This is a genomic window from Kitasatospora sp. NPDC051984 (assembly GCF_044593455.1).
In the GTDB taxonomy this organism is placed as follows: Bacteria; Actinomycetota; Actinomycetes; order Streptomycetales; family Streptomycetaceae; genus Kitasatospora.
The window spans coordinates 168,026-191,850 of sequence record NZ_JBIUCB010000003.1; the positions used below are offsets into that span (position 1 = coordinate 168,026).

Genomic DNA, 23,825 nt, shown 5'->3' on the forward strand with positions numbered 1-23,825 from the left:
GGCCCCGCCGTTCCGACCCCCCCCGGGGCCCCCACACTACCCCCCCCCCCCCCCCCCCCCCCGCCCCCCCCGCGCCGCCCCCCCCCCCCCGCGGGCCGGGGGGGGGGGGCCGGGGGGCCCCGCGGCCCAGAGGGTCGAGCGGGCTTTCCGTGGTCAGCGGCGGCGCCGGCGAAGGGACTTGGGCAGCAGCAGGCCCACCGCGGCGAGCACGAGGACCGAAAGCCCGGTGACCATCGGGGTGGGGAATTGCCACGCCCGGGCGGCCGACGCGGCGACCGCCCCGGTGCCGCCGGGGGTCGTCGGGAACGTGACGGTGGCCCGCGTGGAGTGCTCGACCTGGCCGCTCCGGAGCGCGAGCTCCACGGTCCACGGGCCCTCCGGCACCCGGGCGTCCATCGGGACGATCGCGTCCGCCCGCTCGCCCGGGGCCACGGTGGTGCCCGTCGCGGCGGAGAAGGGTCCGGCGCGAAGTCCGCCGGGCCCGTCGGAGAGCACCAGCGTCCCGCCGATGTCCAGGGCACGTCCCCCGGTGTTGTGGATCCGGGCGTGCAGCTCCGCCTTCCCGTCGCGGCTCCGGCCGGGAGTGAGCTGCTCGACCTCGAAGTCCGAGGCCGGCTCGCCCCCCGGACCGATGTCGAGGTACATGCGGACGCCGACCCGGCCCAGGAGCGTCAGATTGCCCGCGCGCTTCTCGGGCGGGCCGGTCTGCGCCCAGATGACGCCGTACCGTTCGCCGGCGGAGGCATTCTTGGGCACCTGGACGGTGACGCGGACCTGCGCCGTCCCGTGGGCCGCCAGGTCGAGGCCCGTGGTGTCGAGCGACGTCCAGCCGGTCAGCTCGTTGGGAGTGCGGTCCGGCGCGAAGGTGAACTTCCCCTTCGTGACGGACGCCGCCGCCGCGTAGACGTCGACGTGCATCGGCGTGGACGACTCGTTGCTGACCTCCACCCGCCGCTCGATGCTCGAGCCGGGTGCGAGGTGGTCGACGATGTACGCCTGCGCCCTGGGGTCGTCGCGGCGGTCCTCCGGGGCGTCGAGCAGCTTGATGCCGACTTTCCGCTCCGCCGGGTTCGACTCCCCGTACTCCCCGCGCTCCCCGCGCTCCCCGTGCTCCCCGCGCTGCTCGTGCTGCTCGTGCCCGGACGTGCTCGGCACCGGGGAGGGCATGCCGTCCGCCACGGCAGGCAGCACGGCGGCCGTCTGGACGGCGGCCGCCAGCAGCAGCAAAGCCGCGTACCTGCGCGCACCCTTCATCGCGTCAGGCCACGGACTGGGTCAGCGTGCCGGTGTACAGCCCGCCGACCGCCGAGGCGGGCACGTTGACGCTGACGGTCGGGTCCCAGGTCGCGGTGTTGTCCCCGACCCCGGCACTTCCGGTGAGCACGGTCTGCGCGGCGTTGCTCAGCGTCACGTTGGTCGGGGTGACGGTGATGGTGCCGGTCGTCGTCACCGAGCCGACCGTGTAGGTGGCGTCGGAGGCGGGAATCGTCTGCGTCCCGTTCGCGAAGTTCGTCTCCGCCGCGGTCACCGTCCAGGACGCCGAGAGCAGGGCGCGGTCGTCGGTGACGGTGCAGGGGCCGATCGGGGAACTGATCGTGGTGCCCGGCGCTCCCGAGCCGAGGGTCGCGGACGCCGGTACCGACAGCGTCAGCGCGCCGGAGGTGACCACGAAGGTGACGGTGGTACTGGGGTCGTCCGCCTCGTCGGCGACAGCCAGGCCCGGCTGGGTCATGGCGAGGACGGCGGCCACGGCCGCGGCAGACAGAATTCGTGCACGCACAATAGCTCCTGTAGTAACCCCCCACCGACTGACATACCGATCGAAAACGTCTCTTGACGTGCGATCAGCCAATCCAGCGCGGCCGGTACCCGCAACCCGGATTGCGCCGATCCGCCCCACCGGAACGAGCACCGCTGTGTGCTTGTCCACGGCCTGCCGCCGTCGGAGGATTGGCCGACCACAACCTGCGAGGAGCCGCAATGGGTGCAAGGCCGCTGCTGAACCGCCGACTGGCGGGCATGGGGACGACGATCTTCGCCGAGATGTCCGCCCTGGCCACCGCCACCGGCTCGATCAACCTGGGGCAGGGGTTCCCGGACACCGACGGCCCCGAGGAGGTCCGGGAGGCGGCGGTCCGGGCCCTCCGTGACGGCCGCGGCAACCAGTACCCGCCCGGCCCGGGCGTGCCCCAGCTGCGCCGGTCGATCGCCGAACACCAGCACCGCTTCTACGGGTTGACGGTCGATCCGGACACCGAGGTACTGGTCACCGCCGGCGCCACCGAGGCCATCGCCGCCGCCCTGCTCGCCCTGCTGGAGCCCGGCGACGAGGTGATCGCCTTCGAGCCGTTCTACGACTCCTACGCGGCCTGCATCGCGATGGCCGGCGCGGTCCGGGTGCCGCTCACCCTCCGCCAGCCCGCGTTCCGCCCGGACCTCGACGAGCTGCGCTCGCTGATCACCCCGCGCACCCGGCTACTGCTGATCAACACCCCGCACAACCCGACCGGCACCGTGCTGACCCCGGAGGAACTCGCCGCGATCGCCGAACTGGCCGTCGAGCACGACCTGTTGGTGATCACCGACGAGGTCTACGAGCACCTGGTCTTCGCCGGCGCCCACCACCCCCTCGCCGCCCTCCCCGGCATGCGCGAGCGCACCGTCGCGATCTCCTCGGCCGGCAAGACCTTCTCGTTCACCGGCTGGAAGGTCGGCTGGGTCACCGGCGCACCCGAGCTGGTCGCCGCCGTCCGCACCGCCAAGCAGTACCTGACGTACGTCTCGGCCGGCCCGTTCCAGTACGCCGTCGCCGAGGCGCTGCGGCTGCCCGACTCGTACTTCGCCGAATTCCGCGCCGAGTTGCACCGCAAGCGCGACCTGCTGGCCGCCGGGCTGACCGAGGCCGGGTTCCGGGTGTTCGAACCGCAGGGCACGTATTTCATCACCACCGACATCACCCCGCTCGGCGAGAAGGACGGCATCGAGTTCTGCCGCACGCTGCCCGGCCGGTGCGGGGTGGTGGCGATTCCCAACGCGGTGTTCTACGACAACACCGACCTCGGCATCAGCCAGGTCCGATTCGCCTTCTGCAAGCGGGAGTCGGTGCTGCGGGACGCCGTCGAGCGGCTGCACCGGCTCTGAGGGCCCACCCGTTACCGGGGAGCCACCGGCATCGCGTCGAAACCGTCGAACAGGTAGGCGTAGACCTGGCCCAGAAAAGCCGTCAGCCGGCGCTGGTCGGGGAAGCGGACGTAGGTCAGCGCGTACCACTGGTCGACCGTCAGTGGGCGGTTGCGGATGAGGTGCAGCAGGCCGGCCCGAATCACGTCCCGATAGTCGGGCCACGCCTCGTCGAAGGTCTCGCGCAGCTCACCGAGATCGTCGACCGCCTCCACTCCGAGACTCCCGGCGCAGAAGTGCACGAACCGACGGTCCACCCCCGGCGCGTCCAGCCCGAGTTCGCCGAGGCCGATCTCGGTCGGATCGATCGCGAACGCGGTGGCCTTGCCCGCGCACTCCAGGAACGGGCCGTAGACCGCCTCGAACGGGAGGATCGGCGACAGGTCGTGGTTCTTCAGTGCCGCAGCCCGCAGGGCGTCCTCGGCTTGGTACAGGGCGTCCTCGGAGTCGAACCGGCTGGCCCAGGGCCCACTGCGGGGCGGGAGCTCGTTGCGAAGCGGCATGGTGCCGCTGCTTCCTTCCAGGGTGTGATCGGAGCAAGGACCGACAGGTCAGGACCAGAGCATGTCGACCCAGTCCGGCATCGGGGCCTCCGGGTCCGGTGCCACCGGCGGCTCGCTCCGGCCCTCGAAGAGGTGGTCGAAGAGATCCTGCAGGTAACCGTACAGATGCGCCTCATCGTTGAAGGCGACCTTGGTGAGACGGGCCCAGTCGATCACGTCGCAGGGCCGCTCCCGCAGTAGGTTCTCCAGGGCCTCTCGAAGATGGCGGGAGAACGCGGAATTCCGTCGTTCCGTGCTCACCCGCGTCTCGTGGACGTCATCGATGAACTCGGGCGAGAGCGCGTAGCGGAAGAACGTACCGATCGCCGGGTCGGCGTCGAAGTACGGAATGCTGGACGGCTGGAAACTCACCTGTTCCTCCCTCTGTCGGGTTCCGGGAACATGGTGACCAGACGGTGTCCGCCGTTGCCGTGATCCAGACAAGCTCCGACGGTAACTCGATCGACAACGCTCAACCCCCAGATCCGAACGGACACTTGCTTGGTTCCAACACGAAGGCCGAACGGGACTTCCCACGCGGTTCCCCCCGGCCCGGCGAGGCGCCGCGAGTACGGGGCATCCGGTGGGCGGCGATTCCGGTGCCGGGCGTCCTGTCGTGTCCGGACGCCCTTCACCCCGAGCGCACTCTAGGAGTGCACGGCGCACGAGACCGGCGTGGTGGCGCCCGTCGGACAGAGTGCAACCCAGGACCGATCACACCCAGTCGGGCACAGGCCTCAGAACGGTGAATGAGTGCCAAACATGGGTAAATCCCTGACGGACCCGGAGAATTCATGCTTCTCTGCTGCTGAATCTCCAGCCGGAATTCCTCCTTCCCCCCCGGTCGGCCGCGCCCCGGATCAGACAGTCTCGAACAGCCTCACGCACTGAGGAGTGGAATCCGGCCGTTGGGGCGCGTACGGAGCTGAAACGCGGAGCCGAGCATGCTCACCACCTTGCAGACCTCCTACACGGACACCCGCGCCGGCGACCTGGCCTGGCAGCTGGGCGGCGATCCGCTTCCCGCGCTGGCCGTCCGTGACATCGGACTCGACGACGGGACCGGCCGGTCCGGCGCCCTCGGCGGCACCCTCCAGCTGCGGCTGCTGGGCGCCTCCCACCAGGTCGTCCTGGCGGCCGGCCCGGGCGACTGCCTGGAGACGGTGGCCTGCCTGCCCGGCCGCCGCACCCCGCTGCCGGCCCGGGTCGCCGAGCAGGTGGCCGGCTGGGAGTACGAGTTCGCCGCCCGGATCGAGGAACTCCCGCCGCACGTGTTCGCGGCCCGCGCCCAGGAGCTGCTGGCCCTGGTCGAAGGGCACCCGCGGGCGCTGGCCGGGGTCTTCCCCGGCGACCCGAGCGCCTTCACCGCGCTGGTCGCCCACTGCGGGGACCGCCGGGTGCACTGGCGCACCTGGCACGCCTACCCGCAGGAGGGCCGCCTGGTGTGCACCCGCTCCTCGCTCTCGCTTCGCCGCACCGTCGAAGCAGCCCCGGGCGGCGGGGGCGGCCGGAGCGGGCACGGCGAGCACGGCGAGCACGGCGAGCACGGCGGGCACAGCGGGCACAGCGGCTAGGCCCCGGAAACGGACCGGAACCGCAGGCCGGACGGTGACCGGACGTCAACCGGACGCCGCCCGCTGTCCCCCGATTGGGCGCAGCCATTCACCCGGGCTCTCGCCTAGCGTTCATTCATGATCAACCATCCGGTCGGACGGTCCGCGCAGCCGGGTCCGGACGCCCCCGCTCCCCCGCCGGCGGCCGAGTCCCGGCCCACCGCCACCCGCACCGCGGGCCTCGGCGGCGCGATCCGGGCAGCGGGCGCCATACCGCTCGCCCTGCCCGCCCGGCCGGCCCGGATCCTGGTGCTGCTGGCCGCGTTCGTCTGCGCGGCCTGCGGCCTGGTGTACGAACTCGAACTGGTCGCGCTCGGCGGCTACCTGCTGGGCGACTCGGTCACCCAGACCTCCGTGGTGCTCTCCGTGATGGTCTTCGCGATGGGCATCGGCTCGCTGCTCGCCAAGGGCCTCACCCGCCGCCCCGCCACCTCCTTCGCCCTGGTCGAGTACGCGCTGTCGCTGACCGGCGGCCTGTCCGCACTCGCCCTGTACTGCGGCTGGGCCTGGCTGCGCCAGCCGCACGCCACGCTGGTCGCGCTGGTCGCCGCCACCGTGCTGATCGGGCTGCTGATCGGCGCCGAGATCCCGCTGTTGATGACGCTGATCCAGCGGATCCGGCGGGAGCACGCCGGCCGGGCCGTCGCCGACCTGTTCGCCGCCGACTACGTGGGCGCGCTGATCGGCGGCCTGGCCTTCCCGTTCGTGCTGCTGCCCGCGCTCGGGCAGGCCGCCGGCGCGCTGGTGACGGGCGCCGTCAACGCCGTCGCCGGGGCGGTGGTGGTGCTCTGGCTGTTCCGCGCCGAACCCACCCGGCGGGCCCGCCTGCTGCTGTGGACCGGCTGCGGCCTGGTGCTCGCCGTCCTCGGGCTGGCCGCCGCCTGCACCGGCGCGATCGAGCGCGCCGCCCGGCACGCCCTGTACGGCGGGCCGATCCGGTACGCGGCGCAGAGCCGCTACCAGGAGATCGTCCTCACCGGCGGCCCGGCCGGCGTGCTCCCGCCGGATCCGCTGAAGCTCTTCCTGGACGGCCGGCTCGCCGTCTGCGGCGCCGACGAGTACCGCGAGCACGAGGCGCTGGTCCGCCCCGCGCTGGCCGGCGGCCCCAGCGACCGGGTGCTGGTGCTCGGCGGCGACGGCCTGGCGCTGCGCGAGGTGCTGCGGCACCCGGCGGTGCGCAGTGTGCTGGTGGTCGAACGCGACCCGGCACTGTCCGCGCTGGCCCGCCGGGACGACGCCTACGACGCGCTGACCGAGCACGCCTGGGACGACCCCCGGGTGCGGCTGGTGACCGCCGAACCGATGGGCTGGCTGCGGGAGACCCCCGACCAGTTCGACGTGATCGTCTCCGACCTGGACGACGAGGCCGCGCACGGCAAGTACCGCTCGCGCGAGTTCTACGGCCTGGCCGCCCGGCGCCTCGCCACGGACGGGCGGCTGGCGGTGCGCGGCGGCGCCCCGGACGGCGGGCTGTGGAGCTCCGAGGCGGGGCTGGCCGCCGCCGGGCTGGACGCCGTCCCGTACCAGGGCGTCGCGCCGGCCGCCGACGACTGCGGGGCGGCCGGGCCCGCCCCGGCGTTCCTGCTGGCCGCCCACGAGGCGCCCGCGCTGGCGCTGGACCCGGCCGCGCCCGCGCCGCGTTCGCTCACCGTCGACGGGCTGCGCGGCACGGCGGCCCGGCTGTCCGCGCACCGGCCGTCGCCGCTGCCGCCGCCGCACTCGCTGATCGGCCCCTGACCGGGCGCCGTCCGGCCGGGCCCGCGGCGCTCGAACCACCGCTCGCCGTGCGCCCGTTCCGAGCACACCCAGCCCGGCTGTGGGCGCGGGGCCTGGCTGTCCACCCACCGGCCGTCGCCGCGCTCGGCCACCGTCCGGCCGGGCCCGCGGCGCTCGAACCACCGTCCGCCGTGCGCCCGTTCACGGCAGACCCGGCCCGGCTGTCCGCGCACCGGCCGTCGCAACTGTCGCCGCCGCACTCGCTGATCGGCCCCTGACCGGGCGCCGTCCGGCCGGGCCCGCGGCGTTCGAACCGCCGTTCGCCGTGCGCCCGTTCGCGGCACGCCCGGCCCGGCTTCGGGTGCGGGGCTCGGCACGGCGGCGGCCGGTCGGTAGGCTCGCCGGTATGGAGCATGAGGTTGTCGTCCCGGTGCCCGCCGAGGTGGTGCGGGAGGCGCTGCTGGACCGCGAACTGGTGGCCCGCTGCGTGCCGGGGCTGAGCGCGGTCGCGTCCACGTCCGCGCCCTCGGCGGCGGACAGCCGGCTCAGGGTCCGGATCGCCGGCTCCACCATCACCTTCGCCGGCCGGCTGTCGGTGGGCGACTGGCAGGACGGCGCGCTGGAGCTGCGGCTGACCGGCGAGGAGATCCGCGGCGCCGCCCCGGTGACCGCCGAACTGCGGGTCACCCTGCGGGAGCGGCCGGGCGAGACCGTGGTGTGCTTCGCGACCTCGCTGACCGCGTCCGGCCGGCTGGCGGGCTTCACCGCCCCGGTGCTGGAGACGGCCGGCCGCCGGCTGATCGACCGGGCGGTGGCGGCCCTGGTGGCCGAGCTGTCCGGGCCGGGCGAGGACGCCGAGGACGAGCCGGCGGACGGCGCGACCGTGGTGTTTCTGGACGAGCGGGCACAGGGACCGGACCTGGACGACGACCTGTCCGACCTGATCGCGTTCGGCGAGGACGACCTGCCCGAGCCGGTGCCGGTCACCCGCCCGGAGCCGGCGTTCGAGCAGGAGAGCGCCCCGGTGCGGCGCAGCATCGTCGGCCGCTCGGCGGAGGAGGTCGACCACGCCCCGCCGCACGGCCGGTACGCGCCCGCCCCGCCGGCGCACAGCGCGCGGGCCCGGGCCGCCACCCGCTGGGGCGGCGCGGAGCCGGCCCTGGTGCCGGGCGCGGGCGGCGAGCGCAGCGCGCTGCCGTGGGTGATCGGCGGCGGGGTGGCGCTGCTCGGCGGCGCGGTGGTGCTGGTCCGGGCGCTGCGGCGGCGCTGACGAGGCCCTTTCTGCACCTAAACTGGCTGTCCATGAGCAACGACCGGGACGCCCTGCTGGCGCAGATCAAGAACAAGGCCGTCGTGCACGGCAAGGTCACCCTCTCCTCGGGCCGGGAGGCCGACTACTACGTCGACCTGCGCCGGATCACCCTGGACGCGGAGGCGGCCCCGCTGGTCGGCAAGGTGATGCTGGACGCGGCGGCGGACCTGGAGTTCGACGCGGTGGGCGGCCTGACCCTGGGCGCCGACCCGGTGGCCGCGGCGATGCTGCACGCGGCGGCGGCCCGCGGCCGCAAGCTGGACGCCTTCGTGGTCCGCAAGGCGGGCAAGGCGCACGGCCTGCAGCGCCGCATCGAGGGCCCGGACGTGAAGGGCCGCCGGGTGCTGGCGGTGGAGGACACCTCGACCACCGGCGGCTCGGTGCTGACCGCCGTGGAGGCGCTGCGCGAGGCGGGCGCCGAGGTCGTGGGCGTCGCGGTGATCGTGGAGCGCGGCGCGGCCCCGGCGATCGCGGAGACCGGCCTGCCGTACATCACCGCGTACACCCTGGACGACCTGGGCCTGTGAGCCCCTGAACCGGCGCCCGGGAAGCGCGCCGGTTCCACGTGGAACAAGCCGGAGGCCCCGGCCACCGGAAGGTGGTCGGGGCCTCTCGCGTCGAGCGGTGCGGGCTCAGTGCTTGCGGTGCCGGCCGCTGCCGAGCGCCTCCGCGGCCTCGGCCTCGGCGGCGGCGGCGGCGCCGCCGGCCTTCTTCTTCTTCCGCTCGCGGATCACCTCGACGATGATCGGCGAGATCGAGATCAGGATGATCAGCGCCATCGCGGGCAGCAGGTACTTGTCGATCACCGGGGCGAGCTGGTCGCCGGTGAAGTAGCCGATCAGCAGCATGGTCTCGGTCCACAGCACACCGCCGACGACGTTCCAGAGCAGGAAGGTCTTGGCGGGCATCTGCAGGGTGCCGGCGACCGGGTTGAGGAAGGTCCGCACGATCGGGATGAACCGGGCCAGCACCACGGCCTTGGCGGGGCCGAACTTGTCGAAGTAGTCCTCGGCCTTCTCCACGAACTCGGGCCGGAAGATCTTCGAGTTCGGCTTGTCGAACATCTTCGGGCCGACCTTGCGGCCGAGCAGGTGGCCGAGCTGGGCTCCGGCGATCGCGCAGAGCGGTGCGCCGATCAGCAGCATGGCGATGTTCATCTGGGCACCGTCGCCGAGCACCGCCGGGGCGGCGCTGGAGGCGGCGACACCGGCCAGGATGAGCAGCGAGTCACCCGGGAAGAAGAACCCGACCAGCAGGCCGGTCTCGGCGAAGATGATCGCCAGGATCCCGATGGCGCCGACGGAGGCGACGAGCGATTTGGCGTCAAGGACGTTGACGGCGAGCTGGATGTGTTCCACGCGCGCAGGATAGCCCGACTCGCTTCGCGAAGGCTCGGCCGGAGGCCCGCGAACCCTCTGCGGGAGCGCCCGCCCGAGCCGTTGTCCCAACCTGCGGGCCGCTGGGTGTGTCCGCGGGGCGAGTCTGGGAAGATGACCGAGGTGTCCGGCCCGCGGTCGAGCAACCACCCTCAGCTCGTGCCGCATCCGTCGTGAACCACAGGCGTATCGAGCCTTCGGACAGCGTCGTCCGATCGCCCCACACCGACAGGAGCGGATTCGCATGCCCATCGCAACTCCCGAGGCCTACAACGAGATGCTCGACCGGGCCAAGGCGGGCAAGTTCGCCTACCCGGCCATCAACGTCACCTCGTCGCAGACTCTGCACGCCGCCCTGCGCGGTTTCGCCGAGGCCGAGAGCGACGGCATCATCCAGATCTCCACCGGTGGTGCGGAGTTCCTGGGTGGCCAGCACAACAAGGACATGGTGACCGGCGCCGTCGCGCTGGCCGAGTTCGCGCACATCGTCGCGGCCAAGTACGACATCACCGTGGCCCTGCACACCGACCACTGCCCGAAGGACAAGCTGGACGGCTACGTCCGCCCGCTGCTGGCGATCTCCGCCGAGCGCGTCGCCCGCGGCGACAACCCGCTGTTCCAGTCGCACATGTGGGACGGCTCGGCCGAGACCCTGGCCGACAACCTGTCCATCGCGCAGGAGCTGCTGGCCCAGGCCGCCGCCGCCAAGATCATCCTCGAGGTCGAGATCACCCCGACCGGCGGCGAGGAGGACGGCGTCTCGCACGAGATCAACGACGAGCTGTACACCACCGTGAACGACGCGGTGCGCACCGCCGAGGCGCTCGGCCTGGGCGAGAAGGGCCGCTACCTGCTGGCCGCCTCGTTCGGCAACGTGCACGGCGTGTACAAGCCGGGCAACGTGGTGCTCCGTCCGGAGCTGCTGGCCGACCTGCAGGCCGAGATCGGCAAGCAGTACGGCAAGCAGGACCCGTTCGACTTCGTCTTCCACGGCGGCTCCGGCTCCACCGCGGAGGAGATCCGGACCGCGCTGGAGAACGGCGTGGTCAAGATGAACCTCGACACCGACACCCAGTACGCCTTCACCCGCCCCGTCGTGGACCACATGTTCCGCAACTACGACGGCGTGCTGAAGGTCGACGGCGAGGTCGGCAAGAAGAACACCTACGACCCGCGCACCTGGGGCAAGCTGGCCGAGGCCGGCATGGCCGCCCGCGTGCTGGAGGCCGCGCAGCAGCTGCGCTCGGCCGGCAAGCGGATGAAGTAACAGCGCCACCGCCGGTGCCCCGTACCCGCCCGGGTGCGGGGCACCGGCGTTTCCGGAAGCGGCGACCACCGGCCGCCCGAGTGGCAGACTGGCACACCATGGAGATGCACAAGAACCTGCTCGACGGACCGGAGCCGACCCTCCTGCCCGAGGAGGAGCAGCCCTACCGGATGCTCGCCGAGGAGTCCGCCTCCCCGACCCAGGTGGCCGCCGAGTACCCGGCGTTCTGCCTGGCCTGGGCGATGCTCGCGGACGACTCGTTCGCGGCCGGCCGGACCGTCGAGTCCTACGCCTACGCCCGCACCGGCTACCACCGCGGCCTCGACCAGCTGCGCCGCAGCGGCTGGCGCGGACACGGCCCGGTCCCGTGGGAGCACCGCGGCAACCGCGGCTTCCTGCGCTGCCTGGCCGCGCTCGCCCGGGCCGCCGGCTCGATCGGCGAGACCGAGGAGGAGGCCCGCTGCTGGCAGTTCCTGAAGGACAGCAGCGCCGAGGCGTACGCCGAACTCAAGCAGTAACCGCAAGCACACGCACCGACGGGCCGTCCCCCACCGCGGGGGGCGGCCCGATCCCGTCAGCCCTTCAGGTCGACGGCGAGCGGGCCCTCGTCGAGGCCCACCAGCAGGACGTCGCCGGCCAGTGAGAGCCCGCCGGCCGGGGAGCCGAGGCGCAGGTCGAGCACGCTGTCGGGCTGCTCCGGGCGCCTGACCCGGATCAGGCCGTCGGACCAGGCGGTGGCCAGCAGCAGCCCGGACGGCCCGGTGCCGAGGGCGAGCGCGGTGACCGGGCACGGGCGGCGCTCGGCGGGTTCGGGCATCGGCTCGGAGCCGGGCCCCCAGAGCCGGACGGCACCGTCCAGGCCGCCGCTGGCCAGCAGCGGGGCGCCGGGCCCGGTCCGGTCGGCGCCCACCGCGTCGGCCGCCAGCGCGGTGACCGGGCCGGTGTGCAGCTTCTCGCTCAGCACCGCGCCGTCCTGGTACCAGTGCACGCCGCCGTCGCTGTCGCCGAGCGCCGGGGCCGCGCCGGGCAGGCCGGGAGCGGCGGCCAGGACGGCCGGTTCGCCGCCCGCGGCGGCGCGCAGCCGGGCCAGCGCCTCGTCCAGGGCGTACGGATCGAGGCCGGGGGCGGTCGGGCCGGGCGTGACCAGCTCGAGGCCGCCCCAGACGTCCAGCAGGACGACGCTGCCGCCGGGGGTGGCGGCGAGGGCGCGCAGCGGTTTCGGGCCGGGCACGGCGATCCGGCCGAGCACGGTGCCGTCGGCCGGGGAGAGCGCGTGCACCGCGCCGCCCGCGTCGGCGAGCAGCCACTGGCCGAGGGACGGGCCGGCGCCGGGAGCGGTGGCGGCCGCGCCGGGGCTGTGACGGGCCCAGCGGGCGGCCCAGCGGCCGGGGGCGGTGCCGAGCCGGTCGGCGGCGAATGCGGCGGCGACGGCGACCGCCGGGTCCGCGGGGTCGGTGCCGAGCAGCCGGGCGCGGAGCTGGTGGGCCCGGACGGCGGGCTCGGGGGTGTCGATCAGCGCGGGGCCGGCGGCCTGCCAGGCGGCGTCCAGCACGGCGGGAACGGTGCCCGGGGCCGCGCTCTCCAGGGCGGCGGTGACGGCGACGGGTTCGGCGAGCACGTACAGCAGCGGGTCGGCGGCCAGCGGGCCGAGCTCGCCGGCGCGGGCCGCGGCCGCCCACAGGCCGGTGAGCAGCTCCGTCCCGGCGGCGGGGAGGTCGGGCCCGCCGTCGGCGCCGAGCGGGACGCGGGCCAGCAGGTCGGCGAAGGCGGGCGGCGCGGGCGGCTCGGCGGCGCCCAGGGCCCGCCCGGGGTTCGGGTACCCGGTCGGGTCGTGGCCCTCGTGCTCGCACCAGGCGTCCCAGCGTTCGCGGTCGGTCCAGCGGGGGTCGTCCAGGTCGAGCTCGGCGGGCCCGGTGACCGCGGTGAACGCGAGCTCCGGGGTGGCCTCGACCACCAGCCGGACGTGCGGCAACCCCAGGAGCGGGTCGAGGAGTTCGGCCACCAGCCGGGCCGGGTCGAGGGCCTTGTCGAGCTCGGGGACGCAGATCACGGTGCGCCGCGGGTCGGCGGCCAGCCGGTCGAGCAGGTCCCCGGGGGTGCGGGCCGGCACGTCCAGCTGCTGTCCGAGCTGCCAGACCGCGGCCCGGACGCCGTACCCGTCGGCGGGCAGGAAGGCGTTGACCCGCCGTTCCACGGGGGTGTCGGGGGCGGTGGCGCCGGCGATCAGCCAGGCCAGCAGGTGGGTCCGGCCGCTGCCCGGCGACCCGGAGACCCGGCACAGGCGCGGCGCCCTCGGGTCCCGCAGCCAGCCGAGCAGGGCCGCTCCGGCGGCCCTGCGGCCGGCGCGCAGCGGCGGTATCCGGTGCTCGTCCATCCCCTGGCCCCCGTTCCGTTCGGTGTTCGGCACTGTCCTTGTCGGAGCCTACCCATCGGGAATCCCGCCGGGGCAAGGGAGTTGACCGACTCTCGGTGCAGCCTGAATAGTCGTTCCGGAAGACGGGGGAAGGAGAGCGCATGGGCGTCGTACTGCCGGGTGAACTCGCCTGGGTGCTCGACCTGATCGGCGTGAACTGGCCCAACGTGGACGAGGACGAGTACCGCGAGATGGCGGACGAGCTCCGCGAGCTCGCCTCCTCGCTCACCGAGGACCGGGACGTCCTGTCGAACGTCGTCGGCAACCTGATGGGGATGAACCAGGGGCCGGCCGCGGAGGCGTTCCAGGCGAAGTTCGACAAGGTGGTCGGCACCCACCTGCCGCAGGTCAGCAAGGCGCTGGACCTGTTCGCCACCGGGCTGGACGGCGCCGCGCTGGTGATCACCGGCGCGAAAGTCGCCGCGATCGCCCAACTCATCATCATGGCCACCGAGTTGATCGCCGCGCAGGCGGCCGCGCCGTTCACCTTCGGGCTGTCCGAGGCGGGCGCGGTGGGCGCCACCCAGGCCACCCGGATCATCGTCAAACGCCTCCTCAAGGAGGCCGAGCAGCAGCTGCTGTCGCAGCTGATGTCGCTGGTCGAGGGCCCGGTGTTCGCGGCGCTCGGCGGCATGGCGCAGGACCTGGTGGTGCAGCTGACGATGAACGCGGTCGGCGCCCAGCACGGGATCGACCTGGGCCGCACGGCGCGGGCCGGCGAGGACGGCTTCAAGGACGGCGTGCAGCAGTCCGTCGACCAGGTGAAGGGCTACGCCGCCGACCCGCTGGGCTCCGCCGAGCAGTTCGGCCAGAACGTGGTCTCCGGCGCCGCCGCCAACCGCGGTGCGGCCCCGTCCGGCAACGCCCCGCGCGGACGCTGACCCCGATGGGCCGTCAGGAGCCGTACCGGATCTCGTCGAGCAGCAGCCGCCAGACGCCCTCCGGTTCGGCCATGGCGCGCGGCTCCAGGGCGGTCAGTTCGGCGGTGAGCCGCTCGACCGAGTCGCGCAGCTCCTCCGCCCCGCTGCCCTCGTCGTAGTGCGGCAGTTCGCGCTGGAAGGCCAGCAGGAAGGCCGCCAGCGAGGACAGGTCGGCGTGGTACGGGCGGTCCAGGCCGTCCTCGGCGATGTCCAGCGGGATGGCGTGGACGCCGCCGGTGGCGCCGTTCAACGCCAGTGTGCCGGTGGCGAGTTCACCGAGGATCAGCCAGGAGCCGACACCGGGGCCGAACAGCTCCAGGTACTCGTCCTCGGCCTCGCTCCAGTCGCCGAAGTGCTCGCGCAGCGGCACGGGCCCGGTGGCCAGGTGCTCCTCCGCCTCGAACACCGCGGTGCGGCCGGCCGGCAGGCCGACGGTGGTCAGGAAGTCCCGGGCGCCCGGGTCGGTCACCGACTCGGCGATCCGCTCCGCGGGGGGCCGGACCAGGCCGTCCGGCCCGAACTCCCGCTCCATCTCCGCGCGTGTCACTGCCACCCGGGGTCCTCCCGCCGTCCGCCACGGCCCCGCCCGGCCCGGTGCGGGCCGGCGCGGCTCAGCCGTAGATCTGCTGGTGTCTGCGCTTCAGGTTTATCAGATAGCGGTTGTGCTGCTTGTTGCCGTCGGAGGATGCGTCGCCGTTGTAGTCGAAGCTGTGGGTGACGTCGGTGGTGTTCGGGAAGTACTGCTTGAGCCAGGCCCCGCAGGTGCTGCCCTTCGGGCATGGCTGGCGCTCGGTGTAGACGGCGTCGACGTTGTCCTGCAGGCCTTTGCGCAGGAAGGGCAGGCCGAGCACGATCTCGGAGTGGGAGCTGCGCGGGATGCTCTGGGCCACCACGATGACCGGGTTCCCGGTGCCGTTGTCGTAGTGGAAGGCCGCGTAGTTGGCGCTCGGGTTCTCCAGGACCCCGCCGCCGTACTGGTTGGTCGCCCGCCGGGCGCGCTGGGTGGCGCGGGCCAGTTCGGAGCTGCCGGTGTCGATCTGGGTCGACGGAACCAGCGGGCGGCCCGTCTTGGGGCGCCGCTTGGGGTTGAACGGGTAGTTCTTGCGGTCGTTGGGCGGGCCGACGGTGGTCAGGTTGCCCGGCCCGTGCGGGTTGGGATCGAGCAGGTCCCGGATGCCCGGCTCGTGACCGGCGATCGGCTTCGGGGCGCTCCCGTCGCTGTGCAGCCGGTGGAGCTGGCCGTCGGCGCTGAGCAGGTAGACCGGGGTGGTGTCGTGCTTGGCGGTGATCCGCTTGAACTCCTGGCCGAGGCGTTCCTCGTTCTCGCGGTGGTTCTTGTTCATCGTCAGCAGGCCCTTGGAGGCCTTGTCGGCGTGGTCCGCCAGGGCGTCCAGGGCCTTCTCGATGCTCTGCAGGGCGGTGGAGGCGGCCTTGGCCACCACCTCGCCCAGCTTGTCCCCACGGCCGGTCGAACTCGCCTTCGCATGGCCGTAGTTGACCTTGTGCTTCTTGGCGCTCAGCTTCGCGTGCAGTTGGTCGAACTCGGCCGCGGCCTTTTCCACGTTGTCGTAGTGGTGCGCGATGTCGTCCACGTCAACCCCCGTCCCGCCCACCGCAGTTGCCGCCCTCGATCGGGGCGCTCGCCGTATCATCGCACCGATCCGCCGCCTGCGGCCGGTCCGGCGCCGACCGAACGCGCCGCGCATACACTGCTGCCATGACCGCAGAACTCGCCCAGCGCCTGCTCGACCGCTTCGGCCCCGCCGGCCTCCGCCGCCCGGACGCTGCCGAGTTCGCCCGCGTGACCATCCCCGCCGCGGCGGCCGAACTGCTGGCCGCCACCGGCCTGCCGGTCCAGGTCGGCCCCTACTTCCGCACCTCCGCCGAGGACGCGCTCGCCCTCGGCGACCTCACCGCCGGCCAGGACCGGCCCGGCCCGCGCGACGGCGAGGAGCAGTGGGCCCGGCTCGGCACCGACGGCGGCTCCGAACTCTGCCTCGACCCGCAGGGCCGCGTCTGGTCGGTGTTCGTCGACTTCGAGGAGCCGTCCGTGCTGGTCAACACCAGCCTGGAGGCGTTCCTCTCCTCGCTCGCCGAACTCGACCGCAGCCTGGCCGCGTTGGCCGCCGCCGAACAGCCCGACCAGGTCTTCGCCGAGTTCACCACCGTGGAGAGCCGGCTGCGCGCCACCGACCTGCGCGCCTTCGAGGACGACGAACTGTGGTGGCCCCGGGTCCTGGAGGACGTCCGGCACACCCGCGGCGTGCCGAGCTACGCCTCCTTCAAGTACCTGGACGCCAAGGGCGAGCCGCAGATCATCACAGCCGGCGGCTCGCTCGCCCTGCACGCCGAGGAGGCGCTCTGGCACCGCGCCCGGGCCCTTGGCGTCCAGTCCGAGCAGGTCGTCGAGGTCTACACCGAGCTGCAGGCCTGCTTCATGCCCGGCCACTACTGCTCGGTGTGGATGGCCGAAACCTTCCCGCAGGCGGCGTTCACCCACAGCTACGACTACGGCGACACCGCCGCCGAGCGCGAGGCCGGCATCCGCGAACTCGCCGAGGCACTGACCGCGCGCGACTGACGCGGTCTCAACTACCCTTCGTGCCAAGGACGTAGCCTGGGCCGGTGACTGCTGACCGCATACCCGGCCCGGCCGCCCGCCGACTGCTCGCGCTGCCCGCCGCCGTCGGCCTCGCCCTCGGCGCGGCCGCCTGTTCGGACGACAGCTCCGGCAGCGGCCTGTCGTACGCCAAGGTGCGCTCCACCGCCGAGCAGCTCCGCCAACAGCCGTCCACCGCCTGCCCGTTCGGCCTGGACGAGCTGGCCGCCGCGCTCAGGAACGCCGGGATCGACCGCCCCGTCGCCCCGGGCGCCAAGGACACCAAGGCGGTCGAGGGCGAGCCCGGCGACGGCACCCCGCCCTACCCGTGGCCGTCCGGCACCAGCCCGTCGCCGACCACCGCCTCCGCGCCCGGCATGCCCCCGCACGCCTGGGTGACCTGCACCTGGACGGCCGGCAGCGCCACCGTCCGGCTCGACCTGGAGGCCGTACCGATCGACGACGTCGGCGTGAGCGTGATGCTGCCGACCCTCCAGCGGACCGGGCAGCTGACCGTCGACCAGCTCGGCGAAGTGGTCACCGGCCGGCCCGAGCCCGGCGACCGGCCGAAACTGCTGCCCGGCAACGGGATCGCCGCCATCGCCCGGGTGCCGCTCAAGGGCGACGGCGACCTGGTACTGCTGCTCTCCCAGGGCGACGCGGACCCGGCCGACCCGGCCCTGACCGGGGAACCGCTGACCAAGGTGCTGAAGCAGCTCCAGGGCCGGATCCACGGCTGAGACCCGGCCCGGCGGAACCAACCGCAGCCAGGCCGCGTATGTTCACGATGCAACACAACCGTGCGAAACGGGCCACCGAACCGCACCGCACACCCGCAACTGTCGTCGTCCCGAGGGAAACCAGATGCCCGCAGCCCGCAGGTCACCCAGCAGGTCCGCCCGGCGCCGCGCCCGCTCGCGCCGCCGCCGGACGGCCCTGGCGCTGGGCGGCACCGCGGCGCTGGTCGTGCTCGGTGCGGCCGGATTCACCCTGCTCGGCCCGACCGACGGCCAGCCGCAGGACGCCGGATCCACCACCCAGGCCCGGCCCGTCCCCCCGGTCAGCGACTCCCCCGAGCCCGCGAAGCCCGCGGAGAGCAGCGCGCCGCCGCAGAGCGAGCCGTCCAAGAACGACCCGTCCAAGAACGACTCGCAGGTCGTGCAGCACGGCAGCGGCAACTTCACCACCGCCACCGCCAGCAGCGGCGCGGTCGGCACCGGCGGCACCGTACGCCGCTACCAGGTCCAGGTCGAGGACGGCATCAACATCGACCCGAAGGCCGCCGCCGACGCGATCCACAAGGTGCTGGGCGACAAGCGCAGCTGGATCTCCAACAAGCGCGACAGCTTCAAGCTGGTCTCCTCCGGCACCTACGACTTCACCGTCATGATCGCCTCGCCCGACACCACCGACAAGATCTGCGGCGCCGGCGGCCTGGACACCAAGGGCGAGGTGAACTGCGACGTCGGCAAGCAGGTGGTGGTCAACTCCAAGCGCTGGCTGACCGGTTCACCCCAGTTCAACGGCACCCTGGACGACTACCGCGCCCTGATCGTCAACCACGAGGTCGGCCACCGCATAGGCCACGGCCACGAGGGCTGCCCCGGCCCCGGCAAGCCCGCCCCCGCGATGATGCAACAGATCTACGGCCTGAACGGCTGCACCGCCAACGCCTGGCCCTACGACACCAACGGCACCTACCTCAAGGGCCCGTCGGTGCCCTGATGCCCACCCCACCCGTCCGGCCCGTCACCCGCGCCGAGTTGGAGCAGGTCTACGGCGCCGACGGGCTCCGCCGCTACCCTGCGGCGGAGCTGCCCGCCGTCGTCACCGACCCATCCGCCCGTGCCTTGCTCACCGACATCGGGCTGCCCGACGGCCCCGGCGCGTTCCTCTTCTTCGGCCAGGTACCGACCCCGCTGGCGGAGTACGTCAGCGATCCGGCCGCGCTCTGGCCCGACCTGCCGGACGGCGGCGCCGGCCTGGTCGCACTCGGGTACTGGGGCGCGACGTTCGCCCTCGACGGCGCCACCGGCGAGGTGTACGCCCTGATCCCCCACCAGCCGGCCACCGTCGACGGCCGGCCCGCCCACCGCGACCTGCACTCCCTGCTCCGCTGCCAGATCGCCTTCGGCGCCGACGAGCTGAGCCTGCTCGGCGACCTGATGGACCCGGACACCGTCAACTGGTGCCGGGCCCACATCGCCGGCTTCGCCGAAGCGTTCCCGCCCGAGGAGCTCGACGAGGACGGATATCCGGTCGACGAGGAGCCGGACGGCACCGCACCGCATCCCGACGAGGTGATCGCCCGGCTCTCCGACAAGCTGCGGCAGATCGAGCCCGACCTGCTGCGCCACGCCGGCTGGGAGTCGATCGTCCGGCACTTCCGCTACGGCTACTGACGCCCGCCCCGCAGCCTCAGCCCAGCACCGGCAGGTAGCCGGACAGGTCGCTGCGCTCGCCGCTCGCGGTGAGGGTGGCGTCCAGGGCGTCGGGCCAGGCGAGGCGGCCGGTGGCGAGGCGGATCCAGCTGAGCGGGTCGGTCTCGACGACGTTCGGCGGGGTGCCGCGGGTGTGCCGGGGGCCCTCGACGGCCTGCACCACGGCGTGCGGGGGGATCCGCAATTCGACGGCGCCGCCCGGCACTTGGGCGGCGAAGGCGTCGGCGAGCAGCCGGGTGGCGGAGGCCAGCGCGAAGCGGTCGTGCGGGAAGGCGTCGATGCCCAGCGCGTCCGCCAGGTCGTCTGCGTGCACCACCGTCTCCACCAGGCGGGTGACCAGGAAGTCGGCCAGCAGCATCGGGCCGAAGCGCATCAGGATCACCCGGCCGGGGTCGCGGCCCTCGTCGCTGTCCAGGGTCTTCCACAACTCGCCGAACTGCCGGTCGAGTTCGCCGGAGACCTGGGCGGCGTCCCCGGCGAACTGCTCGGCCACCAGCTCCACCGCCGTCGAGTTGATCGCGGCGGCCGCCGTGCGGGTCTTCGAGGCCCAGTACAGCGGCGTGATCGGGGACTGCGGCGGCAGCGGGTCGTGCAGGTGCAGCGGCACCCAGCTGGCCACCATGCCGAGGTGGGCGACGAGTTCACGCACCCGCCAGCCGTCCAGCCGGGTCGGCAGGGCGAGCTGCTCGTCGTCCAGCGCGCGGACGACGGCGGCGATCGCGTCGAGCTGCCCGGTGAGCGCGGCGCGCACCTTCACCGGGTCGTAGGTTCGGGGCTTCGCAGTGGGCATGCCCGCAGCGTACAAAAAGGCGGGCGGCCGGTCCGGAGAACTCCGAACCGACCGCCCGTCGAAACAACGCCGCGTCAGGCGAGCAGCGCCTCGATGACGCCGGTGTGGGCGTCGCGCAGTTCGGCCAGCGTGACGGTGAACTGACCCTGGACCTCCAGGGCGTCGCCGTCGACCACGCCGATGCGGGCGGCGGGCAGGCCGCGGGCGCCGCACATGTCGTTGAACCGGAGCTCCTCGCTGCGCGGGACGGCCACCACGGCGCGTCCGGCGGACTCGGAGAACAGGAACACGAACGGGTCGATGCCCTCGGGCACGACCACCCGGGCGCCGTTGCCGCCCTTGAGGCAGCTCTCCACCAGGGCCTGCGCGAGGCCGCCGTCGGAGAGGTCGTGGGCGGCGTCGATCATGCCGTCGCGGGAGGCGGCGATCAGGATGTCGCCCAGCAGGCGCTCGCGCTCCAGGTCCACCTTGGGCGGCAGGCCGCCGAGGTGGTTGTGCACGACCTGCGACCAGGCGGAGCCGCCCAGCTCGTCGGCGGTGTCGCCGAGCAGGTAGAGCAGCTGGCCCTCTTCGGCGAAGCCGACGGGGGTGCGCCGGGTGACGTCGTCGATGACGCCGAGCACCGCGACCACGGGGGTCGGGTGGATGGCGACGTCGCCGGTCTGGTTGTACAGCGAGACGTTGCCGCCGGTGACCGGGGTGCCGAGCACCAGGCAGGCATCGGCCAGGCCGCGGGTGGCCTCGGCGAACTGCCACATCACGTCCGGGTCCTCGGGGGAGCCGAAGTTGAGGCAGTCGGAGATCGCGAGCGGCTTGGCGCCACCGGCCGCGACGTTGCGGTACGCCTCGGCCAGGGCCAGCTGGGCGCCGGTGTACGGGTCCAGCTTGGTGTAGCGGCCGTTGCCGTCGGTGGCGACCGAGACGCCGAGGTTGGTCTCCTCGTCGATCCGGATCATGCCGGAGTCCTCGGGGCTGGCGAGCACCGTGTTGCCCAGCACGTAACGGTCGTACTGGTTGGTGATCCACGCCTTGGAGGCCTGGTTCGGCGAACCCGCGACCTTCAGCAGCGCGTCCTTCAGCTCGGCGCCGTTCGCCGGGCGGGCGAGCCGCTCGGCGGTCGGGGCGTCGGCCTGCAGGGCGTCCTGCCAGGACGGGCGGGCGTACGGGCGCTGGTAGGTCGGACCCTCGTGGGCGACGGTGCGCGGCGGCACGTCGACCACCAGTTCGCCGTGCCAGAAGATCTCCAGGCGCTCGCCGTCGGTCACCTCACCGATGACGGTGGCGATGACGTCCCACTTCTCGCAGATCTCCAGGAAGCGGTCGACCTTGCCGGGCTCGACGATGGCGCACATGCGCTCCTGCGACTCGCTCATGAGGATTTCCTCCGGCGAGAGCGTGTGGTCGCGCAGCGGCACGGTGTCCAGCTCGATCCGCATGCCGCCGGTGCCGGCCGAGGCCAGCTCCGAGGTGGCGCAGGACAGGCCGGCGCCGCCGAGGTCCTGGATGCCCGCGACGAGGTCTTCCTTGAAGATCTCCAGGGTGCACTCGATGAGGAGCTTCTCCTGGAACGGGTCGCCGACCTGGACGGCGGGGCGCTTGGCCGGCCCGGTCGCGTCGAAGGTCTCCGAGGCGAGCACCGAGACGCCGCCGATGCCGTCGCCGCCGGTGCGGGCTCCGTACAGGATGACCTTGTTGCCGGGGCCGGAGGCCTTCGCGAGGTGGATGTCCTCGTGCTTCATCACGCCGACGCACAGCGCGTTGACCAGCGGGTTGCCCTGGTAGCAGGAGTCGAAGACGACCTCGCCGCCGATGTTCGGCAGGCCCAGGCAGTTGCCGTAGCCGCCGATGCCCGCGACGATCCCGGGCAGCACGCGCCGGGTGTCCGGGTGGTCGGCCGCACCGAAGCGCAGCGGGTCCATCACGGCGACCGGGCGGGCGCCCATCGCCAGGATGTCGCGCACGATGCCGCCGATGCCGGTGGCCGCGCCCTGGTAGGGCTCGATGTACGACGGGTGGTTGTGCGACTCGACCTTGAAGGTGACCGCGTAGCCCTGGCCGACGTCGACCACACCGGCGTTCTCGCCGATGCCGACGAGCATCGCGTCGTTCTCCGGGGCCTTCTCGCCGAACTGCTTGAGGTGGATCTTGGAGCTCTTGTACGAGCAGTGCTCCGACCACATCACCGAGTACATGGCCAGCTCGGCGCCGGTCGGACGGCGGCCCAGGATCTCGCGGATCCGGGCGTACTCGTCCTCCTTGAGGCCGAGTTCCGCCCAGGGCTGGCCCGCGTCCGGGGTCTGCTCGGCGTTCTTGACGGTATCGAGACTCATCAGGCGTTCACCAGCTGCTTCAGGACGGAAGTGAAGAAGCCCAGGCCCTCGGTGGTCGGACCGGTGAGCGGCTCCACGGCGTGCTCCGGGTGCGGCATCAGGCCGACGACATTGCCGGCGGCGTTGGTGATGCCGGCGATGTCGCGGTACGAACCGTTCGGGTTCACATCCAGGTACCGGGCCACGATGCGGCCCTCCGCCTCGAGTTCGTCCAGGACGTGCTCGTCGGCGACGAACCGGCCTTCGCCGTTCTTCAGCGGAACGACGATTTCCTGGCCGGCCGAGTAATCCCGGGTCCAGGCGGTGTCGGCGTTCTCGATGCGGAGCTTCTGGTCGCGGCAGATGAAGTGCAGCGAGTCGTTCCGGGTGAGCGCGCCGGGCAGCAGGTGCGATTCGCACAGCACCTGGAAGCCGTTGCAGATACCGAGGACCGGCATTCCGAGCTTCGCCTGCTCGATGATGGTGTCCATCACCGGGGAGAAGCGGGAGATGGCACCGCAGCGCAGATAGTCGCCGTAAGAGAATCCGCCCGGCAGGACGACGGCGTCGACCTGGTGGAGATCCTTGTCGCGGTGCCAGAGGGCGACCGGCTCGGCGCCGGCCAGGCGGACCGCGCGCTGGGCGTCGCGGTCGTCGAGGGAGCCGGGGAAAGTGACAACGCCAACGCGGGTGGTCACTTGGCGTCTCCTCCGACGGAGGAGGAGGGGACCATTGTCGCGGTCTCCTCGACGCGGACGGTGAAGTCCTCGATCACGGTGTTGGCGAGGAAGGTCTCGGCAGCTTCACGGATGCGGGCGAGCGCGGCGTCATCGACCGGCCCTTCCAGCTCCAGTTCGAAACGCTTGCCCTGGCGAACGTCGGCGATCCCGGCGAATCCGAGACGCGGCAGTGCACGCTGCACCGCCTGTCCCTGCGGGTCGAGGATCTCCGGCTTGAGCATGACGTCGACTACGACGCGTGCCACTGGCACTCCCGGTGGTGATTGCGTGAAGGCGGGGGACCTTCAGCCTACCTGGGCCGGAAGGCCTTCTTGCGGCCTACCTGCGGCAACGCGCGTAGACCCATGCCCCTTACGAGCCAAGGCCTCCAAGCCTCTCCCCCGGGCACCCGGATCCCCGGCGGCACCCGATTTCGTCGGTTTAATCCCGTCTGTAACGAGGCTGTATCGGCATCCGAGGGAACCCCGTGAATATCCAGAAAAAAGGAATCCCGAACTCTTCGATTTCCACCCGTTCCGGGTGCAGAATAGGGCGACCGGCAGCCGAACGCGCCGCATCTCGGCGTGGGCTCCCCCTGCCCGCCGACGGATGCCGTGATCCCGGCCCA

The 23,825-nt window shown here is 73.0% G+C and carries 24 protein-coding genes; 12 read left to right on the plus strand and 12 right to left on the minus strand.

From position 1 onward, the window contains the following. Nucleotides 1-153: 153 nt before the first annotated feature. Nucleotides 154-1,254 (minus strand): peptidase, encoded by a 1,101-nt coding sequence (locus ACIHEI_RS07325; protein ID WP_396605977.1) that lies wholly within the window; start codon nucleotides 1,252-1,254, stop codon nucleotides 154-156. Nucleotides 1,255-1,258: 4 nt separating this feature from the next. Continuing rightward, nucleotides 1,259-1,780 carry a hypothetical protein gene (locus ACIHEI_RS07330; RefSeq protein WP_396605978.1) on the minus strand — a complete coding sequence of 174 codons (522 nt, stop codon included), beginning with the start codon at nucleotides 1,778-1,780 and terminating at the stop codon, nucleotides 1,259-1,261. Between the two features lie 200 nt (nucleotides 1,781-1,980). Between ACIHEI_RS07330 and ACIHEI_RS07335 the strand changes: the two genes are divergently transcribed. Beyond that, a complete protein-coding gene (locus ACIHEI_RS07335; protein WP_396605979.1) occupies nucleotides 1,981-3,141 on the plus strand; it encodes a pyridoxal phosphate-dependent aminotransferase in 1,161 nt (386 codons plus the stop codon). An 11-nt stretch (nucleotides 3,142-3,152) separates the two neighbouring features. Here ACIHEI_RS07335 and ACIHEI_RS07340 read toward each other — a convergent pair whose 3' ends face one another. Continuing rightward, nucleotides 3,153-3,683: a hypothetical protein gene (locus ACIHEI_RS07340; RefSeq protein ID WP_396605980.1), complete on the minus strand. Its 531-nt coding sequence runs from the start codon at nucleotides 3,681-3,683 to the stop codon at nucleotides 3,153-3,155. Nucleotides 3,684-3,731: 48 nt separating this feature from the next. Continuing rightward, nucleotides 3,732-4,094 (minus strand): hypothetical protein, encoded by a 363-nt coding sequence (locus ACIHEI_RS07345; protein ID WP_396605981.1) that lies wholly within the window; start codon nucleotides 4,092-4,094, stop codon nucleotides 3,732-3,734. A 572-nt stretch (nucleotides 4,095-4,666) separates the two neighbouring features. Here ACIHEI_RS07345 and ACIHEI_RS07350 point away from each other — a divergent pair. The 4 genes from ACIHEI_RS07350 (at nucleotide 4,667) to pyrE (ending at nucleotide 8,890) form a co-directional block, all read left to right on the plus strand. Further along, nucleotides 4,667-5,296 (plus strand): DUF2617 family protein, encoded by a 630-nt coding sequence (locus ACIHEI_RS07350; protein ID WP_396605982.1) that lies wholly within the window; start codon nucleotides 4,667-4,669, stop codon nucleotides 5,294-5,296. 117 nt (nucleotides 5,297-5,413) lie between these two features. Further along, complete coding sequence (locus tag ACIHEI_RS07355) at nucleotides 5,414-7,072, plus strand: spermidine synthase (protein ID WP_396605983.1); 1,659 nt, start codon at nucleotides 5,414-5,416, stop codon at nucleotides 7,070-7,072. Nucleotides 7,073-7,457: 385 nt separating this feature from the next. After that, nucleotides 7,458-8,321 (plus strand): CoxG family protein, encoded by an 864-nt coding sequence (locus tag ACIHEI_RS07360; RefSeq protein WP_396605984.1) that lies wholly within the window; start codon nucleotides 7,458-7,460, stop codon nucleotides 8,319-8,321. A 32-nt stretch (nucleotides 8,322-8,353) separates the two neighbouring features. Beyond that, the gene (gene pyrE / locus ACIHEI_RS07365; protein WP_387860498.1) at nucleotides 8,354-8,890 is read left to right on the plus strand and encodes an orotate phosphoribosyltransferase; all 537 of its coding nucleotides are present in this window, start codon (nucleotides 8,354-8,356) and stop codon (nucleotides 8,888-8,890) included. Nucleotides 8,891-8,995: 105 nt separating this feature from the next. On the opposite strand, the gene ACIHEI_RS07370 is transcribed toward pyrE, so the two are convergent. Further along, nucleotides 8,996-9,721: a DedA family protein gene (locus tag ACIHEI_RS07370; protein WP_396605985.1), complete on the minus strand. Its 726-nt coding sequence runs from the start codon at nucleotides 9,719-9,721 to the stop codon at nucleotides 8,996-8,998. Between the two features lie 262 nt (nucleotides 9,722-9,983). Here ACIHEI_RS07370 and fbaA point away from each other — a divergent pair, with 262 nt between their 5' ends. Continuing rightward, nucleotides 9,984-11,006, plus strand: a complete 1,023-nt coding sequence (gene fbaA, locus ACIHEI_RS07375; protein WP_387639651.1) for a class II fructose-bisphosphate aldolase — start codon at nucleotides 9,984-9,986, stop codon at nucleotides 11,004-11,006. Between the two features lie 98 nt (nucleotides 11,007-11,104). Continuing rightward, nucleotides 11,105-11,524 carry a DUF3151 domain-containing protein gene (locus ACIHEI_RS07380; protein ID WP_396605986.1) on the plus strand — a complete coding sequence of 140 codons (420 nt, stop codon included), beginning with the start codon at nucleotides 11,105-11,107 and terminating at the stop codon, nucleotides 11,522-11,524. Between the two features lie 56 nt (nucleotides 11,525-11,580). On the opposite strand, the gene ACIHEI_RS07385 is transcribed toward ACIHEI_RS07380, so the two are convergent. Then, nucleotides 11,581-13,380 carry a hypothetical protein gene (locus ACIHEI_RS07385; RefSeq protein ID WP_396605987.1) on the minus strand — a complete coding sequence of 600 codons (1,800 nt, stop codon included), beginning with the start codon at nucleotides 13,378-13,380 and terminating at the stop codon, nucleotides 11,581-11,583. 140 nt (nucleotides 13,381-13,520) lie between these two features. Here ACIHEI_RS07385 and ACIHEI_RS07390 point away from each other — a divergent pair, with 140 nt between their 5' ends. Continuing rightward, nucleotides 13,521-14,300, plus strand: coding sequence for a hypothetical protein (locus ACIHEI_RS07390; RefSeq protein WP_396605988.1), 780 nt, complete (start codon nucleotides 13,521-13,523; stop codon nucleotides 14,298-14,300). A 13-nt stretch (nucleotides 14,301-14,313) separates the two neighbouring features. On the opposite strand, the gene ACIHEI_RS07395 is transcribed toward ACIHEI_RS07390, so the two are convergent. Both ACIHEI_RS07395 and ACIHEI_RS07400 read right to left on the minus strand, forming a co-directional pair. Further along, entirely contained in the window at nucleotides 14,314-14,892 is a 579-nt protein-coding gene (locus tag ACIHEI_RS07395) for an SUKH-4 family immunity protein (RefSeq protein WP_387639661.1), read from the minus strand. 58 nt (nucleotides 14,893-14,950) lie between these two features. Continuing rightward, nucleotides 14,951-15,931 carry a nucleic acid/nucleotide deaminase domain-containing protein gene (locus ACIHEI_RS07400; protein WP_396605989.1) on the minus strand — a complete coding sequence of 327 codons (981 nt, stop codon included), beginning with the start codon at nucleotides 15,929-15,931 and terminating at the stop codon, nucleotides 14,951-14,953. 125 nt (nucleotides 15,932-16,056) lie between these two features. Between ACIHEI_RS07400 and ACIHEI_RS07405 the strand changes: the two genes are divergently transcribed. From ACIHEI_RS07405 to ACIHEI_RS07420, 4 genes are all read left to right on the plus strand, one after another. Beyond that, a complete protein-coding gene (locus ACIHEI_RS07405; RefSeq protein ID WP_392948857.1) occupies nucleotides 16,057-16,920 on the plus strand; it encodes a nucleic acid/nucleotide deaminase domain-containing protein in 864 nt (287 codons plus the stop codon). Between the two features lie 44 nt (nucleotides 16,921-16,964). Beyond that, nucleotides 16,965-17,678, plus strand: a complete 714-nt coding sequence (locus tag ACIHEI_RS07410; protein ID WP_396605990.1) for a hypothetical protein — start codon at nucleotides 16,965-16,967, stop codon at nucleotides 17,676-17,678. 124 nt (nucleotides 17,679-17,802) lie between these two features. Continuing rightward, the gene (locus tag ACIHEI_RS07415; RefSeq protein ID WP_396605991.1) at nucleotides 17,803-18,663 is read left to right on the plus strand and encodes a DUF3152 domain-containing protein; all 861 of its coding nucleotides are present in this window, start codon (nucleotides 17,803-17,805) and stop codon (nucleotides 18,661-18,663) included. Then, nucleotides 18,663-19,340 carry an SUKH-4 family immunity protein gene (locus ACIHEI_RS07420; RefSeq protein ID WP_396605992.1) on the plus strand — a complete coding sequence of 226 codons (678 nt, stop codon included), beginning with the start codon at nucleotides 18,663-18,665 and terminating at the stop codon, nucleotides 19,338-19,340. The genes ACIHEI_RS07415 and ACIHEI_RS07420 overlap by 1 nt, the downstream gene beginning before the upstream one ends. Before the next feature lie 16 nt (nucleotides 19,341-19,356). Here the strand turns inward: ACIHEI_RS07420 and ACIHEI_RS07425 are convergent, their stop codons facing one another. The 4 genes from ACIHEI_RS07425 to purS all read right to left on the minus strand — a co-directional run bounded on the left by ACIHEI_RS07425 (nucleotide 19,357) and on the right by purS (nucleotide 23,469). Next, complete coding sequence (locus tag ACIHEI_RS07425) at nucleotides 19,357-20,169, minus strand: sterol carrier family protein (protein WP_396605993.1); 813 nt, start codon at nucleotides 20,167-20,169, stop codon at nucleotides 19,357-19,359. A 74-nt stretch (nucleotides 20,170-20,243) separates the two neighbouring features. After that, nucleotides 20,244-22,499: a phosphoribosylformylglycinamidine synthase subunit PurL gene (gene purL / locus ACIHEI_RS07430; RefSeq protein ID WP_387639680.1), complete on the minus strand. Its 2,256-nt coding sequence runs from the start codon at nucleotides 22,497-22,499 to the stop codon at nucleotides 20,244-20,246. Then, a complete protein-coding gene (purQ, locus tag ACIHEI_RS07435; RefSeq protein WP_387639683.1) occupies nucleotides 22,499-23,176 on the minus strand; it encodes a phosphoribosylformylglycinamidine synthase subunit PurQ in 678 nt (225 codons plus the stop codon). The genes purL and purQ overlap by 1 nt, the downstream gene beginning before the upstream one ends. Next, entirely contained in the window at nucleotides 23,173-23,469 is a 297-nt protein-coding gene (gene purS, locus ACIHEI_RS07440) for a phosphoribosylformylglycinamidine synthase subunit PurS (protein WP_392948841.1), read from the minus strand. The genes purQ and purS overlap by 4 nt, the downstream gene beginning before the upstream one ends. Nucleotides 23,470-23,825: the final 356 nt, after the last annotated feature.

What these genes read in the sequence shown, in the direction of transcription:
- ACIHEI_RS07325 (WP_396605977.1), bottom strand. Translation starts at nt 1,254, where the DNA reads ATGAAGGGTGCGCGCAGGTACGCGGCTTTGCTGCTGCTGGCGGCCGCC.
- ACIHEI_RS07335 (WP_396605979.1), top strand. Translation starts at nt 1,981, where the DNA reads ATGGGTGCAAGGCCGCTGCTGAACCGCCGACTGGCGGGCATGGGGACG.
- ACIHEI_RS07340 (WP_396605980.1), bottom strand. Translation starts at nt 3,683, where the DNA reads ATGCCGCTTCGCAACGAGCTCCCGCCCCGCAGTGGGCCCTGGGCCAGC.
- ACIHEI_RS07350 (WP_396605982.1), top strand. Translation starts at nt 4,667, where the DNA reads ATGCTCACCACCTTGCAGACCTCCTACACGGACACCCGCGCCGGCGAC.
- ACIHEI_RS07355 (WP_396605983.1), top strand. Translation starts at nt 5,414, where the DNA reads ATGATCAACCATCCGGTCGGACGGTCCGCGCAGCCGGGTCCGGACGCC.
- ACIHEI_RS07360 (WP_396605984.1), top strand. Translation starts at nt 7,458, where the DNA reads ATGGAGCATGAGGTTGTCGTCCCGGTGCCCGCCGAGGTGGTGCGGGAG.
- pyrE (WP_387860498.1), top strand. Translation starts at nt 8,354, where the DNA reads ATGAGCAACGACCGGGACGCCCTGCTGGCGCAGATCAAGAACAAGGCC.
- fbaA (WP_387639651.1), top strand. Translation starts at nt 9,984, where the DNA reads ATGCCCATCGCAACTCCCGAGGCCTACAACGAGATGCTCGACCGGGCC.
- ACIHEI_RS07380 (WP_396605986.1), top strand. Translation starts at nt 11,105, where the DNA reads ATGGAGATGCACAAGAACCTGCTCGACGGACCGGAGCCGACCCTCCTG.
- ACIHEI_RS07385 (WP_396605987.1), bottom strand. Translation starts at nt 13,380, where the DNA reads ATGGACGAGCACCGGATACCGCCGCTGCGCGCCGGCCGCAGGGCCGCC.
- ACIHEI_RS07390 (WP_396605988.1), top strand. Translation starts at nt 13,521, where the DNA reads ATGGGCGTCGTACTGCCGGGTGAACTCGCCTGGGTGCTCGACCTGATC.
- ACIHEI_RS07405 (WP_392948857.1), top strand. Translation starts at nt 16,057, where the DNA reads ATGACCGCAGAACTCGCCCAGCGCCTGCTCGACCGCTTCGGCCCCGCC.
- ACIHEI_RS07415 (WP_396605991.1), top strand. Translation starts at nt 17,803, where the DNA reads ATGCCCGCAGCCCGCAGGTCACCCAGCAGGTCCGCCCGGCGCCGCGCC.
- ACIHEI_RS07420 (WP_396605992.1), top strand. Translation starts at nt 18,663, where the DNA reads ATGCCCACCCCACCCGTCCGGCCCGTCACCCGCGCCGAGTTGGAGCAG.
- ACIHEI_RS07425 (WP_396605993.1), bottom strand. Translation starts at nt 20,169, where the DNA reads ATGCCCACTGCGAAGCCCCGAACCTACGACCCGGTGAAGGTGCGCGCC.
- purL (WP_387639680.1), bottom strand. Translation starts at nt 22,499, where the DNA reads ATGAGTCTCGATACCGTCAAGAACGCCGAGCAGACCCCGGACGCGGGC.